This window comes from Novosphingobium pentaromativorans US6-1 (genome assembly GCF_000767465.1).
Classification (GTDB): domain Bacteria; phylum Pseudomonadota; class Alphaproteobacteria; order Sphingomonadales; family Sphingomonadaceae; genus Novosphingobium; species Novosphingobium pentaromativorans.
In genome coordinates this window covers 503733-519162 of the sequence record NZ_CP009291.1, presented here as the reverse complement: position 1 = coordinate 519162, position 15430 = coordinate 503733, and the positions used below count along the sequence as shown (strand labels likewise).

Here is a 15430-nt window from a genome sequence, read left to right as displayed (position 1 = left end):
TCGGGCAGGCCGGGCGTGGGCAGGGTCAGACCTTGCCCACGACGCTTTCGGGAAGGTCGGTGCCGAAGACGCGCTGGTAGTACTCGGCCACCATCACGCGTTCGGTCTCGTCGCACTTGTTGAGGAAGGTGAGACGGAACGCGAAGCCGACGTCCTTGAAGATCTCGGCGTTCTGGGCCCAGGTGATCACTGAACGCGGGCTCATCACGGTCGAGATATCGCCGTTCATGAAGCCCTGGCGCGAGAAGTCGGCAACCTTCACCATGTCGGTGATGGTCTTCACGTCCATGCTCGGGACCTTCTTGTGGACGATGTCCACTTCGATGTCCTCAGGCAGGTAGTTGAGGCCCACGACCATGTTCCAGCGGTCCATCTGGCCCTGGTTGATCTGCTGGGTGCCGTGATAAAGGCCCGAGGTATCGCCAAGGCCCACGGTGTTTGCCGTGGCGAAGAGGCGGAAATTGCGGTCCGGGCGGATCACGCGATTCTGGTCGAGAAGCGTCAGCTTGCCCTCGGTCTCGAGGATGCGCTGGATCACGAACATGACGTCCGGGCGGCCTGCGTCGTACTCGTCGAAGACCAGCGCGACCGGGTGCTGCAGAGCCCAGGGCAACAGGCCCTCGCGGAACTCGGTGACCTGCAACCCGTCGCGCAGGACGATGGCATCGCGGCCGATCAGGTCGATGCGGCTGATGTGCGCGTCAAGGTTGATGCGGATGCACGGCCAGTTGAGGCGCGCTGCGACCTGCTCGATATGGGTCGACTTGCCGGTGCCGTGGTATCCCTGCACCATGACGCGCCGGTTGTAGGCAAAGCCGGCAAGGATCGCCAGCGTAGTGTCCGGATCGAAGACGTAAGTCTCGTCGAGATCGGGCACGCGCTCGTCCGCCTTGGAGAAGGCAGGCACCTTCATGTCGATGTCGATACCGAACGTCTCGCGGACGTCGATCTCGATATCGGGAGCGGCAAGCAGCGTGGAATCGCGGCGGTCGGTCTTGATGTTCGCGGAGTCAGTCATTGCGTGACCTCGCCTAAAGGACCGGGCGCTGCACCGCAATAAGCTTTACGGGGTTGAAGCGGTGGACCTGTGACTTGCGGGAGGCAAGCTGGCCCTTCCTCCCCCCGCGCCTCAGCCTTCGCACTTGGGCGGCAAGGCGAACAGGTCGATGAAACGCTGCGCCAAGGCCGGATCGCCTTCGATCTTCAGCTTGCCCCCGGCTTCGGCAGGGCTTTGCTTGCCGTAGAAAACGGGCAGGAAATCGGTCGCATCCGGCGCCGTGAAGCGCAGGTCGGGCGAAGTCATCCCCTCCCCGATGGGGTGAATCGCCAGGTCACCCTCACGCAGACGCCCTGCAAAGTGCTGCTCGCCCACGTTGAACGCGATCCACAGCTCCAACCCGCTCGCCCGGGCCGGAACGATCATCGTGCGCAAGGAAAGCATCAGCGCAACGGGCGTCAACGGAAGTGTGTGGTCGTGCAACGGCGAGCGCACCGCCCAGCGGCCAAGTTCCTGCAACACCGGCTCGAGCGCCCTGCCCCAGTCGGTCAGGCCATAGACTTGCGCGGAAACCGGCGGCTTGCGGAACGATCGGGCGACAATCCCGTTCGCCTGCAGCGTCTCCAGCCGCTCGGTCAGCACCTTGGCGCTTAGGTTGGGGAGCGCCTGGCGCAGTTCGCTGAAGCGGCGGGCGCCCAGCATCATTTCACGCACGATCAGCAAGGACCACCGCTCGCCGATCAGCTCCATGGCGAAGGCCGCGCCGCAGGCATCGGCGTACCACCGGCCATGCGGTCCCTCGTCACTACTCACCGCAACTTTCGACCCTTTGGTATCTTTTTGTAACTTCATAGTTGCTTTTTGTAACCCTCAAGCACACCCTTGCGCAAGCTCGATTCGCCATAAAGCGCATCGCAAGCCAACACGGACTGCCCCCGCCGTTCGTCGACATACAGGAGAGTACGGATGCCGATTCGCCCCGATGCCGAAATCGAGATCACTGCCTTCGACTGGGTCCCTTCCTTTGCTCGCGGTTTCGTGCGCGACTTGCGCCCGCGCTGGGCCTGCGAGGAACTCGGCCTGCCCTATCGCGAGCGGCTGATCAGCGCAATGAAACGGCCCGAGTGGTACTACGACGACCAGCCCTGGGGCCAGGTGCCGTTCCTGCGCGACGGTGAAGTGTGCCAGTTCGAAAGCGGAGCGATCCTGATCCACCTGGCCGAGAAAGGCGGTGGTCTTCTCCCGCAAAGCGGGCAAGCCCGCGCGTCGACGCTTTCATGGCTGTTCGCGGCGTTCAACAGCATCGAGCCGATGGTATTCGAACTCAACAATGTGGAGACTTTCTCCGCCAAGTCCGACTGGGCGCCCCTGCGCCGCCCCTCACTGCTGGAAACCGTGGCCAGGCGGCTCGACCGGCTCGAAGCGCGGGCGCCGCAGGACGGCTGGATCGCCGGCGAATTTTCCATCGCCGATATCGCGATGGTCACGGCCCTGCGCGAACTGGCCGGACGCGGACAGCTCGATGACCGCCCCGGCCTCGCCGCCTATGTCGAACGGGCCACTGCACGTCCGGCGTTCCAGACTGCATTAAAAGCACAACTGGACGTTTTCGATGCCCATGCCCCGGTCGAACCCGCAGGAGCCTGACATGACTTATGTCGAAGGATTCGTGATCGCGGTCCCCATCGCGAACAAGGCCAGCTTCATCGCCCATGCCGAGGAATTCGACGCCTTGTTCGTCGAAAAGGGCGCCAGCCGCGTCGTCGAATGCTGGGCTGAAGACGTTCCGCACGGAAAGCAGACCGATTTCTACCGCAGCGTCGCGGCCCGGGACGACGAGGCGGTCGTCTTCAGCTGGATCGAGTGGCCCGACAAGGCCACCCGCGACAAGGGCATGGACGCGGTCATGGCCGATCCGCGCATGGACATGAACAACAACCCCGTCCCATTCGACGGGGCACGGATGATCTTCGGCTGCTTTACGCCCATCGTCGACATGGGAGCGTGACCATGACCAATCCTACAGGAAGCTTCATCTGGTACGAACTGATGACGACCGATCCCGATGCGGCGGCGCGCTTCTACGGCAGCGTCGTGGGCTGGACGGTTGCGGCAGGTACGCCTGACCAGACCGGCGGCATGGATTACCGCATGTTCGAGCGTTCCGACGGCGGCAATGCGGGCGGAATGCTCAAATTGACGGACGAGATGGTTGCCGGCGGCGCACGGCCCACATGGCTGCCCTATCTTCATACGCCCGATGTCGACCGCGAAGTGGCCGAGATCGAAGCGGAAGGCGGCAAGGTGATGATGCCCGCAAGCGACCTGCCCGTTGGCCGCATTGCGATGGTCACCGATCCGCAGGGCGTCCCGATCTACCTCATGGCCCCGATCCCGCCTGCGGATAAGCCCGATGCCGCCAGCGACGTCTTCTCCGTGTCCGAAAACCAGCACGTGCGCTGGAACGAACTGGCCAGTCCCGACCAGGCCGCATCGATGGACTTCTACGCCCGTCATTTCGGATACGCATTCAACGAAAAGATGGCGATGGGCGAGATGGGCGACTACTGCTTCATCGATCATCACGGCGTCACCCTGGGCGCAATCATGCCGCAGATGAACCCGCAGCAGCCAACCTTGTGGCTGTTCTATTTCGGGGTGCCCTCATTGCTCGCCGCAAAGCAGCGGATCGAAGATGCCGGAGGGCAGATCATCATGGGGCCGCACGAAGTTCCGGGCGGCGAATGGATCGTGGTCGGTCTCGATCCTCATGGCGCCCCGTTCGGTCTGGTCGGCCCCAAGGGCGAATAAGCGAATAGGCATTGACGCGCGGCACATGTTCTACGCATGTTCCCCTAAAGCCTTGGCGTCTTGAGGAGACCGGACAGTGGCCGATTATACCTTCTTCACCAACCCGATGTCGCGCGGACAGATCGCCCGCTGGGCCCTGCACGAAGCGGGTGCGGACTATGACCAGGTCCTCGTTGACTGGAAGGACAAGCCGGCCGCATTTCTTGCCGCCAATCCGATGGGCAAGGTGCCGACCCTGATCCATCATGCCGAGGATGGCGACAGGGTCGTGACCGAGGCTGCAGCGATCTGCCTCTACCTCGCCGAAATGCATCCCGAGGCAGGCCTGCTGCCCAACGATTCGGAGATGGCCGACTACTATCGCTGGACTTTCTTCGCCTCGGGGCCGGTCGAGCAGGCGATCACTTCGCGCAGTCTCCGCTTCGAACCGACGCCGGAGCAGGAGGCGATGGCCGGTTGGGGCAACTTCGATCGCACGATGGACGCACTCGAAGCGCATCTCGACAACGTGCGCTGGGTCTGCGGGGACCGCTTCACTATGGCCGACGTCTATGTCGGCAGTTCGGTCGACTGGGGCCTCAATTTCGGCGTGATGCCGCCCCGCCGGGCTTTCGTCGGCTATGCCGAGCGGGTCCAGTCGCGCCGGGCCTACAAGGCAGCCAAGGCGGTCGACAATGCCCTGATAGCGGAGATGAGGAAATGACAGCGAAGAACCGCACCGGCCTTGCGCGCGAAGGCAAGGCTTATGAGGGCGCGCAAAGCGGAGCGGAAGCGTGAGCGTCGAGCTGAACCACACGATCGTATGGTCTTCGGACAAGAATCATTCGGCGAGGTTTGTCGCGGATATTCTCGGCCTGCCCGAGCCGGGCAGTTTCGGACGCTTTCGCGTCCTTGAACTCGCCAACGGAGCATCATTGGACTTTGCCGACAGAGAGGGCCCAATCGCGCGGCAACACTATGCCTTCCTGGTCAGCGATGAAGAGTTCGACGCCATCTTCGCCCGCATCAAGGAAAAGGGCATCCGCTTCTGGGCCGATCCCGGCCAGGAACAACCCGGGCAGATCAATCACAGGTTCGGCGGCCGGGGCGTCTATTTCGAAGGGCCTGACGGCCACAACCTCGAAGCCCTGACTGCTCCTTACTCAGAGGCCGAAGCATGAGTCTCGTGCTCTACGGTCACCCCTTTTCGTCCTATACCTGGAAGGCGATGATCGCGCTTCACGCCGCGCAGATCGCCTTCGACTTTCGCATCGTCGACCCAGACCATCCCGAAAATGGAGAAGTCGTCCAGACGACGGGGCCGCTCGGCAAGTTTCCGGTCCTCGTCGACGGCAAGACCCGCATTTTCGAAGCGACATCGATCGTCGAGCACATCGCGTTGCATCACGCGCCCGATGCAGGCCTGCTTCCCTTCGATGCATCCGAAGCCGCGCGGGTGCGGATGATGGACCGGGTCTTCGACAATTACGTCATGGCCCCGATGCAGGCCGTGGTCGACGAATACCTGCGCGCGCCCGAGAATCCCGACATGGCGCGCGTGGCCGAACAGCGCGGACGGCTGGACCGCACGTACGGCTGGCTGGAGGCCTGGCTCGGATCCTACGAATTGCCCGAAAGCGTGACGCTGATCGAATGCGCGGCGGCGCCTTCGCTGTTCTACGCCGACTGGGTGCATCCCATCGCCGATGGCATGTCGCGGCTCAAACGCTGGCGCGCTCACCTGCTCGCCCTGCCCCCGGTCGCCAAATGTGTCGATGCCGCCCGGCCTTATCGCGCCTTTTTCCCGCTCGGCGCGCCCGACCGGGACTGAATCGAAACCGGACTTCCAAAAGGAGAGAGATCGATGTCCGAGGCATCCAATGAGCTGTCGGTAACCCGTTTCATTGCCGCGCCGCCTGCCAAGGTCTGGGAAGTCATGGCCGAGCGGCAGGAGGAATGGTGGTGCCCCAGGCCATGGCGCGTCGAGGTGGACCAGCAGGAACGCCGCCCTGGCGGCGCCTGCCGGATGACCATGTACGGCCCCAATGGCGAAGTCGCCCCGCAGGTCGGCATCTACCTCGCCTATGACGAGGGCGAGCGCTTCGTGACTACCGATGCCGTCGTCGGGGACTTTCAGCCATCAGGCCCTTTCATGATCGGAATCTGGGAAATCGCGCCCGAAGCAGACGGCACGCGCTATACCGCCAGGGCCCGCCACTGGAGCGAGGAAACCCGCCGCAACCATGAGGAAATGGGCTTCATCGAGGGCTGGAATGCCTGCGCCGCCCAGCTTGCCGAGATCTGCGAAGCCGAAGCAGCCTAAGCGCAATTGCGCTTAGGCGAAAGCGGCCGCCCGGCGCAGCAACTGGTAGGCCTCGACCACCACCTGCAGGCGCGCCTCGTGGCCGCGGTCACCGCCGTTATGGTCGGGATGATACTTGCGCAGCAGGCTCGTGTAGCGCTGGCGCAGCTCCCGGCGGTCGATGTCCGCGTTCAGCCCGAGCACGTCGAGCGCGCGCCGTTCGTCCGGCGTGAAGCGATGGTTCTGGGGGCCCATCCCGGCCTGGCTGCGCCGCACATGCGCGCGGGCCCTGCCGCTGATCGCCTCCAGCGGATCGGCAAAGTCGGCCCAGCGCGGCACGCCGTCCACCCCGGCGTCGGGCCGAAAGGCGCGGGTATGCGTTTCCCATCCGTGTAGCGGCGACTGGGCGCGCAGGATCTCTTCGGCCTCCATGCCCTCGAAATAGTCGTAGCCCGCATTGAACTGCCGCACGTGTTCGAGGCAGAACCAGCGGTAGTCTCCCGGGCCGTCAAATCCCGAGGGACGAGCCCCCGGCGCCCGGAATTCGCCCGCATGCTCGCACCCGGGCCAGCTGCATTCGCGGCCCGCGGTTTCGTGTCTTCCATGAAATCTGCTGTACTTCACCCGCTTCAAGATGGACTCGGATGCGCCTAAATGGAAGACATGAACGGACCGATAGCACAGGAAATGCGGCAACTGCTCACAGCGGCCTTTGCCCCCACCCATCTCGAAATCACCAACGATTCCGCCAGTCACAGCGGTCATATGGGCGATGACGGCAGCGGCGAATCGCACTTTACCATCGTGATCGAGAGTGAGCGCTTCGCCGGCGCTTCGCGCCTGCAGCGCCAACGCCTCGTCAATGCGGCGCTGGGCGACATCCCGGGTCAACAGGTCCATGCGCTGGCGATCAAGGCCCGCGCACCCGGGGAGTAGGTCCAGGCCCTTAGGCCCGGCATCCGGCCGGATCGGCGACAAGGCAGCAAGGTCCTCGCGGGCCTCTGAATGAGCAACCGGGGCGATGGAGGCAGGCCATCCAGACGATCGCGCCGCATTGCCCCTCCATCGCGTGTTGCCCTTTGCCGCTGCCGCGCCTAAATGCGCGCCCTATGCCAAATCCGCTGACATTTGCCGTGCCCAAGGGCCGTATCCTCGACGAGGCGTTGCCGCTGATGGCGCGCGCCGGTGTGGTGCCCGATGCGGAGTTCCACGACAAGAAGTCGCGCGCGCTGTCTTTCGCCTGCGAAGGCAGCGACATGCGCCTGATCCGTGTGCGCGCATTCGACGTTGCCACGTTCGTCGCTCATGGCGCTGCGCAAGTCGGCATCGTCGGCTCGGACGTGGTCGAGGAATTCAACTATTCCGACCTTTATGCCCCGGTCGATCTCGACATCGGTCATTGCCGCCTCTCGGTTGCCGAGATGGCTGACAAGGTCGGCGGGCCGCTGCCCTCGCACTTGCGCATCGCCAGCAAGTATCCGAATCTCACCCGCCGCCACTTCGAGAAGCTGGGCGTGCAGGCCGAAGTCGTGAAGCTGAACGGCGCGATGGAACTCGCCCCGACGCTGGGCCTTTCGAGCCGCATCGTCGATCTCGTCTCCACCGGGCGCACGCTCAAGGAGAACGGCCTGGTCGAGACCAGCCGCATCCTCGACATCTCCGCGCGCCTGATCGTCAACCGCGCCGCCCTGAAGACCGACGAGCGTGTCGCCTCGCTGGTCGAGCGTTTCCGCGCACTCGTTGCCGAAGGCGCCGGGGCGCCCGCCTGATGCTGCGCCTTTCGACACACGATGAAGGCTTCGCCGAAGCCTTCCGGCGCGTCGTCGCCGACCGCCGCGAAAGCGCGGTCGATGTCACCAAGGACGTTGCCGAAATCCTTGCCGCCGTGCGCGAACGCGGCGACGCTGCGCTGGCCGAATACACGCAGCGCTTCGACGGGCACGACCTGGACCGGAGCGGCTGGCAGGTCGACGTCGAAACCTGCCGTGAGGCCTTCGAAGCGCTCAAACCCGAGCTGCGCGAAGCCCTTGAACTGGCTGCGACCCGCATCCGCGCCTATCACGAAGCGCAGCTTCCCGAGGATCGCGACTACACCGACGCGGCCGGCGTGCGCCTCGGCGCAACCTGGCGCGCGGTCGACGCTGCGGGCCTCTACGTCCCCGGCGGACGCGCGGCCTATCCTTCATCGATGCTGATGAACGCGATTCCCGCCAAGGTCGCAGGCGTCGAGCGTCTCGTCGTCGTCACCCCCACCCCCAAGGGCGAAGTAAACGCACTTGTCCTCGCCGCCGCACACCTGGCCGGCGTGGACGAGGTGTGGCGCGTGGGCGGTGCTCATGCCGTTGGCGCTCTGGCCTATGGCACCGGGCGGATCGCCCCGGTCGACGTGATCACCGGGCCGGGCAATGCCTGGGTCGCCGAAGCCAAACGCCAGCTCTACGGGGTTGTCGGCATCGACATGGTTGCCGGGCCGAGCGAAATCCTCGTGATCGCCGATGCAAAGAACGAACCGCGCCGGATCGCCGCCGACCTGCTGAGCCAGGCCGAACACGATCCGACCTCGCAGTCGATCCTGATCACCGACGACGCTGCCTTCGCCGATGCCGTGGCTGCGGCCGTCGAGACCGAACTGGCAGCATTGGCAACCGAGCAGACCGCCCGCACCAGCTGGAACGACAACGGGGTGATCGTCGTCGTCGGCAGCTTCGACGAGGCCCCTGCCCTCGCCAATGCACTGGCGGCCGAACACGTCGAGATCGCCACGGACGATCCCGAAGCGCTGATGAAGCAGATCCGCCACGCCGGGTCGGTCTTCCTCGGACGCATGACCCCCGAAGCGGTCGGCGACTATGTCGCGGGTCCCAACCACGTGCTGCCCACCGGACGGCGCGCACGCTTCTCCTCGGGCCTTTCGGTCCTCGATTTCATGAAGCGCACCAGCTTCATCCAGCTCGACCAGGCGGCGCTCGAGGCCATTGGCCCCGCCGCCGTCGCCCTTGCCGATGCGGAAGGGCTCCCCGCGCATGCGCGCTCGATTCAAGTAAGGCTTGGCCAATGACCGCCCGTAACAAAGCCCGTGCCGCCGCCCGCCTCGCCGCGGTGCAGGCACTCTACCAGCATGACATGGAAGCGACGCCGCAAGCCTCGCTGCTCGACGAATTCCATCGCCATCGCCTCGGCATGGAGATCGACGAGGACCAGTACGCCAAGGCCGAGACCGCCTTCTTCGACGACGTCGTCAAGGGCGTGATCGCGCGCCGCGACGAGATCGACGAGATCCTCACCGGCAAGCTGGCCGAAGGCTGGTCGCTCGCCCGCCTCGACAAGACCATGCTCCAGATCCTGCGCTGCGGCGCATGGGAGCTGATGGCCCGTGCCGACGTGCCGACCGGAGCCGCGATCAGCGAATATGTCGACGTCGCCCACGCGTTCTTCGAGGCGCGCGAGGCGAAGTTCGTCAACGGCGTACTCGATTCGGTCGCCAAGGCGGTTCGCTGAACCCTCGACAGGATCGCGGTTCATCGCCATGCTTCTGGCGTGACAAGCGAATTTGCCTTCATCGAAGCGCTGCGTGCGATTGCCACAGATCCGGCCGCGCGCGGGCTCGATGACGATGCCGCCGTCATCGAAATCGGCGGGGAAAAGCTGGTCCTGACCATGGATACCGTGGTCGAAGGCGTGCATTTCCTGCCCGCCGATCCGCCGGCCGACGTCGCGTGGAAGCTGGTCGCCGTCAACGTCTCCGACCTGGCGGCGAAAGCCGCTCAGCCGCTTGGCTGCCTCTATTCCCATGCACTTGGGGAAGCCGCCTGGGACGCGGCGTTTCTCGTTGGCCTGAGGGCTGCTGCCGATCACTTCGCGCTTCCCCTGCTGGGCGGGGATACGGTGCGCATGCCCGAAGGCGCACCGCGCAGTTTCTCGCTCACGGCGCTGGGTCGCGGGCCACATGGCTGCCCGGTCCCCTCGCGTTCGGGCGCACGGCCGGGCGACCGGGTTTGGGTCAGCGGCACGATCGGCGATTCCGGGGTCGGGCTCGCGCTCCTCGACGGCAAGTTGAATGCGGCCACGCTCTCAGCCGAAAACGCCCGCTGGCTAAGCCAACGCTACCGCCGCCCTTCCCCCGTTCCCGCACTCGGCGCTGCGCTTGGCCCGATGGTCAATGCGATGATGGACATTTCCGACGGCCTTCTCGTCGATGCGCGGCGCATGGCGGGCGCAAGCGCGGTGCGGATCGTCCTTGGCCTCGAAAGCGTGCCGCTTTCGCGCGCCTTGCGCGAGACCGCCGGACAGGACCGCGCTGCCCGGATCGCCGCAGTCACAGCGGGCGACGACTACTGCCTGCTATTCACCGCGCCGCCTGAAAGAACTGCCGGAATTCGCGAAGCTGCGGCAGGCCTTGGATGCGAGGTCAATGCCGTCGGCGTCGTCGTCAAGGGCGATGGACTGACGCTCATGCACGACGACGAACCGGTCCCCCTGCCCGAGCGCCTCGGCTACCAGCACTGACATTGCGACCGCGCACAAGTCGGTGAACAGTACGCAAGCCCTTAGAACATGGCGCTTGCCAGTATCGAGCCTTGTCTATAGCCCTTGCCACTTCGAGCGGGAAAACTCGCCGAAATAGAGGAACTCTTTGGGAAGGGGGCGTTCTGTGAGTCTAGTCACGATCGCAATAGGCCTCGGACTTCTGGCCATTATCTATGGCCTGGAGACCAGTAGGCAAGTTCTGGTCAATTCGACCGGCAATGAAAAGATGCAGGAAATCGCAGCGGCCATTCAGGAAGGCGCACAGGCCTACCTCAAGCGGCAGTATTCCACGATTGCACTGGTCGGCATCGTCGTCGCCATAATCATCGCGGTAACCTTGGGCACGATTTCGGCCGTGGCCTTCGTCGCAGGCGCCGTCCTGTCGGGGGTGGCCGGTTTCGTCGGCATGAACATCTCTGTCCGTGCCAACGTGCGCACCGCAGCCGCAGCCCAGGAAGGGTTGCAGCAAGGGCTGACGCTGGCTTTCCGCGCCGGCGCGATTACCGGCATGCTCGTGGCGGGCCTCGCCCTGCTCGCGATTTCGGTCCTGTTCTGGTACCTGACCGGCCCTGCCGGATACAGCGTCGGCGGTGAAGACCGCACCGTCGTCCAGGCCTTGACGGCCCTGGCCTTCGGCGCGTCGCTGATCTCGATCTTCGCGCGCCTTGGCGGCGGCATCTTCACCAAGGCCGCCGACGTCGGCGCCGACCTCGTCGGCAAGGTCGAGGCGGGAATTCCCGAAGACGACCCGCGCAACCCGGCCGTCATCGCCGACAACGTGGGCGACAACGTGGGCGACTGCGCCGGCATGGCCGCCGACCTGTTCGAAACCTACGTCGTCACCGTGGGCGCAACGATGATCCTCACCGCGCTGCTGATGAAGAACCTCGGTGAAGTGCTCATCCAGATGATGTCGCTGCCGCTTCTGATCGGCGGCGTGTGCATCGTGACCTCGATCATCGGCACCTATTTCGTCCGCCTCGGCAAGTCTAACAACATCATGGGCGCCATGTACAAGGGCTTCCTGGTCACCGCCGTGCTGTCGGTTCCGGCGATCTGGTGGTCTATCAGCTTTGCCCTGGGCAGCATGGAAACGCCGATCGGCGATGCCGACTTCAACGGCCGCTCACTGTTCTACTGCGCGCTGGTGGGCCTGGTAATCACCGGCCTGATCATCTGGATTACCGAATACTACACCGGCACCAACTTTCGCCCGGTCAAGTCCATCGCCAAGGCTTCGGTCACGGGGCACGGCACGAACGTGATCCAGGGCCTTGCCATCAGCCTTGAGGCGACTGCGCTGCCGACGATCGTCATCGTCGCCGGCATCATCGTCGCCCACCAGCTCGCGGGCCTGCTCGGCATTGCCTATGCGGCAACCGCCATGCTCGCTCTGGCGGGAATGGTCGTGGCGCTCGACGCCTATGGCCCGGTCACCGACAATGCCGGCGGCATTGCGGAAATGGCCGGACTGGAAGACACGGTGCGCGAAAAGACCGATGCCCTCGATGCCGTGGGCAACACCACCAAGGCGGTCACCAAAGGCTATGCCATCGGTTCTGCCGGCCTGGCCGCGCTGGTCCTTTTCGCCGCCTATACGACCGACTTGCGGGAGTTCTTCCCGGGGCTGACCGTCAACTTCAGTCTCGAGAATCCCTATGTCATCGTCGGCCTGTTGCTTGGCGCGCTCCTGCCCTATCTCTTCGGAGCCATGGGCATGACCGCGGTGGGCCGCGCGGCCGGTGATGTCGTCGTCGACGTGCGCGACCAGTTCGCCAAGAACAAGGGCATCATGGAGGGCACTTCGAAGCCCGACTATGCCCGCACGGTCGACCTCGTCACCAAGGCGGCGATCAAGGAGATGATCATCCCCTCGCTGCTGCCGGTTCTGGCGCCGATCGTGGTCTATTACGTGATCACTGCGGTTGCCGGGCGCGAGAACGGCTTCGCCGCTCTGGGCGCCCTGTTGCTGGGCGTGATCGTCGGCGGCCTGTTCGTCGCACTCTCGATGACCTCGGGCGGCGGCGCATGGGACAATGCCAAGAAGTTCATCGAGGACGGCAACCACGGCGGCAAGGGCTCTGAAGCCCACAAGGCCGCGGTCACCGGCGATACCGTGGGCGATCCCTACAAGGATACCGCGGGTCCGGCCGTCAATCCGATGATCAAGATCACCAACATCGTGGCATTGCTGCTGCTCGCTGCACTCGCCGCGGGATAAAAGTTACCACACGACGGTAAGCCTGAGGGCCTGTCGGATCATCCGTCAGGCCCTTTTTTCTGCCTGCTTCGCGCCGAAACAGGGTGACCGGGCATCGTTAGCAATTCCTTGAAGGAAACCCGCTAGGTCAGCTTCAGGAAATCCATGCTCGCTCGAAGTGGAAGTTCAGGACAGTGGCAAGCCTGCCCAAGGAGGAACGTACGCGCCCGGTCCCTGCGACCGATGCCGTCGACCTGCGTACCGACGCCGGGACCCTGAGCTGCGTTCCCTGGCGCGACCTCGAGGCGGAAATCGCCGCGTGGGACAGTCTTGCGCGCGAAGCCAGTGAGCCCAATCCCTTTTTCGAGAGCTGGTACTTGCTGCCTTCGCTGCGGCAATTGCCCGAGACCCACCGCGTGAGGATCCTGCGCTTCGAACGCGGCGGCCGCCTCGTCGGAATCCTGCCGGTCCTGCGCGCGGGCCGTTACTATCGCTGGCCGGTCCCCCAGATCTCCAGCTGGCTGCATGCCAACTGTTTCTGCGGCGCGCCGCTGGTTGCGCAAGGAAGCGAACACGAATTCTGGCGAGCGGTACTCAAGTGGGCCGACCATAGCCCCGGCGCAGCCCTGTTCATGCACTTGCGCGCCATGCCGCTCGGCACGCCGCTTCACGCCGCGCTGGAGAGCATCCTTGCCGAGCAGCGGCGCCAAGCCGCGCTCGTCCACCTTGAACACCGCGCCATGCTGGCCTCCGATCTTGGCGCGCAGGCCTATCTCGAGGCATCGCTCTCTACCAAGAAGCGCAAGGAACTGCGCCGCCAGGCCAAGCGCCTCGCCGATGAAGGCGAACTTGCCGTGATCCGCCAGCGCGATGCCGAAGGGATCGAGGCATGGTGCGATGCCTTCCTCTCGCTCGAGGCTTCGGGCTGGAAAGGCAAGGCCGGCTCGGCCCTCGCCTGCGATCCGGCGACGGAGAGCCTCTTGCGCGAAAGCCTCGCGGGCGGCGCCTTGAACGGCAAGCTGGAGCGGCTGACGCTGACGCTGGACGGTCGGCCGCTGGCGATGCTGGCGACGTTCCTGTCTCCACCGGGGGCCTTCTCGTTCAAGACCGCCTTCGACGAAACCTACGCCCGCTTCTCCCCCGGCGTCCTCCTGCAGCGGGAGAACCTCGAGATGCTCGCGCGCGAGGATATCGCCTGGACGGACAGTTGCGCAGCCTCCGACCACCCGATGATCGACCACTTCTGGCGCGAGCGTCGCCCGGTCGGACGTCTATCCATTGCAATCGGCGGGCGCCTGCGCCGCGCCGCCTTCCGCCAATTCGTGCGCGCCGAAACTGCGCGCAATCCCACAGGAACGTCTTCATGAGCGTTTTCCCGCCCAGCGCCCGCGCGACATTTTCCGCCAACTACCCGGAAATTCCGCATAAGCTGGTTCACACACTCAGTGCCCATCCGCTGCTGGACTTCGGTGCGCTTGCCGATCTTGCCGAAGCGCTGCCGGAAGCCTCGATAGAGTACAACGCCGGCAACCAGCCCATCGGCATAGATGGCAAGCCTGCGGCGACCGGCATTCCCATCGGCGAAACGATCCGTTCGATCGAGACGAGCAATTCGTGGGCCGCGCTCAAGAACATAGAGCAGCATCCGTCCTACGCGGCCTTGCTGGAGGACCTTCTCGGCGAACTGCGCCCGCAGATCGAGGCTAGGACCGGGCGCATGATGAAGACCCAGGGCTTTGTCTTCGTGACCTCGGCAGGCGGTGTGACGCCCTATCACTTCGATCCGGAGCACAATATCCTGCTGCAGGTGCGCGGCTCGAAGGTGATGACGCAGTTTCCCGCCGGGGATGCCCGCTATGCGCCCGACGAAGTGCACGAAACCTACCACACTGGCGGCGGTCGGGAATTGCGCTGGAGCGAAGATCTGCTCTCGGGTGGCCGTGAATTCGCGATTGCTGCAGGAGAGGCGCTGTTCGTCCCGGTCATGGCGCCGCATTTCGTCCGAAATGGACCGGAACCATCGATTTCGCTTTCGATTACCTGGCGCTCCGAATGGAGCTTTGCCGAAGCGGATGCCCGCGCCTTCAACGGTTTGCTGCGAAAATACGGTTTGAAGCCCCGCAGTCCCGGCCGCTGGCCAGCGCGCAATCTGGCGAAGGCCTATGGCTGGAGAGTAGCGCGCAAGTTGGGCGCAGGGTAACGCCTACCAATTAATAACCGCTCGCAAAAACCGCATTCCCCCTGCACAAGTTCGCAGCCGCCTGTTAGAACACTTCTGGGAACACAGGGGTGTACCATGTCCGAAGTCACCAACATCAGCCAGGTCGAGCCTTTCCCTCAGGCAACGAGGGCGATTTCTATTGCCGAAGAGCTTGGCAAGTTACTTGAAATACTGAAATCTGAATTTCCCAAGGCCATCAAGGTCTTCTTCGAATTCGACGGCAAGCTGAAATTGCACATCGATGTCCGCACCGGAGAGGAAGTCTCTACCGCCGCGGCCCGGTTGGGCAGCCTGTGCGGAGGGATCTTCAATAACATTCATAATGGAGCGACTCCGCACCATCCCTTCTTCCACCGCGTGACGGCCGAAGTGGACCGCTGACGGATCGGGGCG

19 protein-coding genes are annotated in these 15430 nt (G+C 64.3%); 16 read left to right on the top strand and 3 right to left on the bottom strand.

All coding sequences use genetic code 11. The features are described from left to right. Window positions 1-25 precede the first annotated feature (25 nt). Complete coding sequence (gene cobS / locus JI59_RS02315) at window positions 26-1018, bottom strand: cobaltochelatase subunit CobS (RefSeq protein WP_007014988.1); 993 nt, start codon at window positions 1016-1018, stop codon at window positions 26-28. Window positions 1019-1129: 111 nt separating this feature from the next. Beyond that, window positions 1130-1849 carry a winged helix-turn-helix transcriptional regulator gene (locus JI59_RS02310; protein WP_013833856.1) on the bottom strand — a complete coding sequence of 240 codons (720 nt, stop codon included), beginning with the start codon at window positions 1847-1849 and terminating at the stop codon, window positions 1130-1132. Between the two features lie 114 nt (window positions 1850-1963). On the opposite strand from JI59_RS02310, the gene JI59_RS02305 reads away from it, so the two are divergent. The 7 genes from JI59_RS02305 (at window position 1964) to JI59_RS02275 (ending at window position 6110) form a co-directional block, all read left to right on the top strand. After that, window positions 1964-2644 carry a glutathione S-transferase family protein gene (locus tag JI59_RS02305; RefSeq protein ID WP_007014986.1) on the top strand — a complete coding sequence of 227 codons (681 nt, stop codon included), beginning with the start codon at window positions 1964-1966 and terminating at the stop codon, window positions 2642-2644. Between the two features lies 1 nt (window position 2645). Continuing rightward, entirely contained in the window at window positions 2646-3005 is a 360-nt protein-coding gene (locus JI59_RS02300) for a DUF1428 domain-containing protein (protein WP_007014985.1), read from the top strand. Between the two features lie 2 nt (window positions 3006-3007). Further along, on the top strand, window positions 3008-3808 hold the full coding sequence (locus JI59_RS02295) for a VOC family protein (RefSeq protein WP_013833859.1): 801 nt from the start codon (window positions 3008-3010) through the stop codon (window positions 3806-3808). A 76-nt stretch (window positions 3809-3884) separates the two neighbouring features. Continuing rightward, window positions 3885-4511, top strand: coding sequence for a glutathione S-transferase family protein (locus tag JI59_RS02290; protein ID WP_007014983.1), 627 nt, complete (start codon window positions 3885-3887; stop codon window positions 4509-4511). Window positions 4512-4581: 70 nt separating this feature from the next. Then, the gene (locus JI59_RS02285; protein ID WP_007014982.1) at window positions 4582-4968 is read left to right on the top strand and encodes a VOC family protein; all 387 of its coding nucleotides are present in this window, start codon (window positions 4582-4584) and stop codon (window positions 4966-4968) included. After that, window positions 4965-5618 carry a glutathione S-transferase family protein gene (locus JI59_RS02280; protein WP_007014981.1) on the top strand — a complete coding sequence of 218 codons (654 nt, stop codon included), beginning with the start codon at window positions 4965-4967 and terminating at the stop codon, window positions 5616-5618. Before JI59_RS02285 ends, JI59_RS02280 begins: the two co-directional genes overlap by 4 nt. A gap of 33 nt (window positions 5619-5651) precedes the next feature. After that, on the top strand, window positions 5652-6110 hold the full coding sequence (locus JI59_RS02275; RefSeq protein ID WP_007014980.1) for an SRPBCC family protein: 459 nt from the start codon (window positions 5652-5654) through the stop codon (window positions 6108-6110). Between the two features lie 12 nt (window positions 6111-6122). On the opposite strand, the gene JI59_RS02270 is transcribed toward JI59_RS02275, so the two are convergent. Then, the gene (locus JI59_RS02270) at window positions 6123-6713 is read right to left on the bottom strand and encodes a J domain-containing protein (protein ID WP_038575398.1); all 591 of its coding nucleotides are present in this window, start codon (window positions 6711-6713) and stop codon (window positions 6123-6125) included. Between the two features lie 39 nt (window positions 6714-6752). Between JI59_RS02270 and JI59_RS02265 the strand changes: the two genes are divergently transcribed. The 9 genes from JI59_RS02265 (at window position 6753) to JI59_RS02225 (ending at window position 15418) form a co-directional block, all read left to right on the top strand. After that, window positions 6753-7025 carry a BolA family protein gene (locus JI59_RS02265; RefSeq protein WP_174888145.1) on the top strand — a complete coding sequence of 91 codons (273 nt, stop codon included), beginning with the start codon at window positions 6753-6755 and terminating at the stop codon, window positions 7023-7025. A gap of 173 nt (window positions 7026-7198) precedes the next feature. Further along, a complete protein-coding gene (gene hisG, locus JI59_RS02260; protein WP_007014977.1) occupies window positions 7199-7858 on the top strand; it encodes an ATP phosphoribosyltransferase in 660 nt (219 codons plus the stop codon). Continuing rightward, window positions 7858-9147 carry a histidinol dehydrogenase gene (gene hisD, locus JI59_RS02255; RefSeq protein ID WP_007014976.1) on the top strand — a complete coding sequence of 430 codons (1290 nt, stop codon included), beginning with the start codon at window positions 7858-7860 and terminating at the stop codon, window positions 9145-9147. Before hisG ends, hisD begins: the two co-directional genes overlap by 1 nt. Further along, window positions 9144-9587, top strand: coding sequence for a transcription antitermination factor NusB (gene nusB, locus JI59_RS02250; protein WP_007014975.1), 444 nt, complete (start codon window positions 9144-9146; stop codon window positions 9585-9587). The genes hisD and nusB overlap by 4 nt, the downstream gene beginning before the upstream one ends. 39 nt (window positions 9588-9626) lie before the next feature. Then, complete coding sequence (gene thiL, locus JI59_RS02245) at window positions 9627-10595, top strand: thiamine-phosphate kinase (RefSeq protein ID WP_007014974.1); 969 nt, start codon at window positions 9627-9629, stop codon at window positions 10593-10595. 145 nt (window positions 10596-10740) lie between these two features. Then, window positions 10741-12837, top strand: a complete 2097-nt coding sequence (locus JI59_RS02240; RefSeq protein WP_007014973.1) for a sodium-translocating pyrophosphatase — start codon at window positions 10741-10743, stop codon at window positions 12835-12837. A gap of 173 nt (window positions 12838-13010) precedes the next feature. Continuing rightward, window positions 13011-14183, top strand: coding sequence for a GNAT family N-acetyltransferase (locus JI59_RS02235; protein ID WP_007014972.1), 1173 nt, complete (start codon window positions 13011-13013; stop codon window positions 14181-14183). Then, on the top strand, window positions 14180-15016 hold the full coding sequence (locus tag JI59_RS02230) for a cupin domain-containing protein (protein WP_007014971.1): 837 nt from the start codon (window positions 14180-14182) through the stop codon (window positions 15014-15016). The genes JI59_RS02235 and JI59_RS02230 overlap by 4 nt, the downstream gene beginning before the upstream one ends. A gap of 96 nt (window positions 15017-15112) precedes the next feature. After that, on the top strand, window positions 15113-15418 hold the full coding sequence (locus tag JI59_RS02225) for a hypothetical protein (protein WP_007014970.1): 306 nt from the start codon (window positions 15113-15115) through the stop codon (window positions 15416-15418). The last annotated feature ends 12 nt before the right edge of the window (window positions 15419-15430 follow it).

Coding starts and splice junctions, on each gene's coding strand:
- JI59_RS02265 (WP_174888145.1), top strand. CDS start 6,753: ATGAACGGACCGATAGCACAGGAAATGCGGCAACTGCTCACAGCGGCC.
- nusB (WP_007014975.1), top strand. CDS start 9,144: ATGACCGCCCGTAACAAAGCCCGTGCCGCCGCCCGCCTCGCCGCGGTG.
- JI59_RS02295 (WP_013833859.1), top strand. CDS start 3,008: ATGACCAATCCTACAGGAAGCTTCATCTGGTACGAACTGATGACGACC.
- JI59_RS02225 (WP_007014970.1), top strand. CDS start 15,113: ATGTCCGAAGTCACCAACATCAGCCAGGTCGAGCCTTTCCCTCAGGCA.
- JI59_RS02310 (WP_013833856.1), bottom strand. CDS start 1,849: ATGAAGTTACAAAAAGATACCAAAGGGTCGAAAGTTGCGGTGAGTAGT.
- JI59_RS02280 (WP_007014981.1), top strand. CDS start 4,965: ATGAGTCTCGTGCTCTACGGTCACCCCTTTTCGTCCTATACCTGGAAG.
- cobS (WP_007014988.1), bottom strand. CDS start 1,018: ATGACTGACTCCGCGAACATCAAGACCGACCGCCGCGATTCCACGCTG.
- hisD (WP_007014976.1), top strand. CDS start 7,858: ATGCTGCGCCTTTCGACACACGATGAAGGCTTCGCCGAAGCCTTCCGG.
- hisG (WP_007014977.1), top strand. CDS start 7,199: ATGCCAAATCCGCTGACATTTGCCGTGCCCAAGGGCCGTATCCTCGAC.
- JI59_RS02230 (WP_007014971.1), top strand. CDS start 14,180: ATGAGCGTTTTCCCGCCCAGCGCCCGCGCGACATTTTCCGCCAACTAC.
- JI59_RS02300 (WP_007014985.1), top strand. CDS start 2,646: ATGACTTATGTCGAAGGATTCGTGATCGCGGTCCCCATCGCGAACAAG.
- JI59_RS02275 (WP_007014980.1), top strand. CDS start 5,652: ATGTCCGAGGCATCCAATGAGCTGTCGGTAACCCGTTTCATTGCCGCG.
- JI59_RS02305 (WP_007014986.1), top strand. CDS start 1,964: ATGCCGATTCGCCCCGATGCCGAAATCGAGATCACTGCCTTCGACTGG.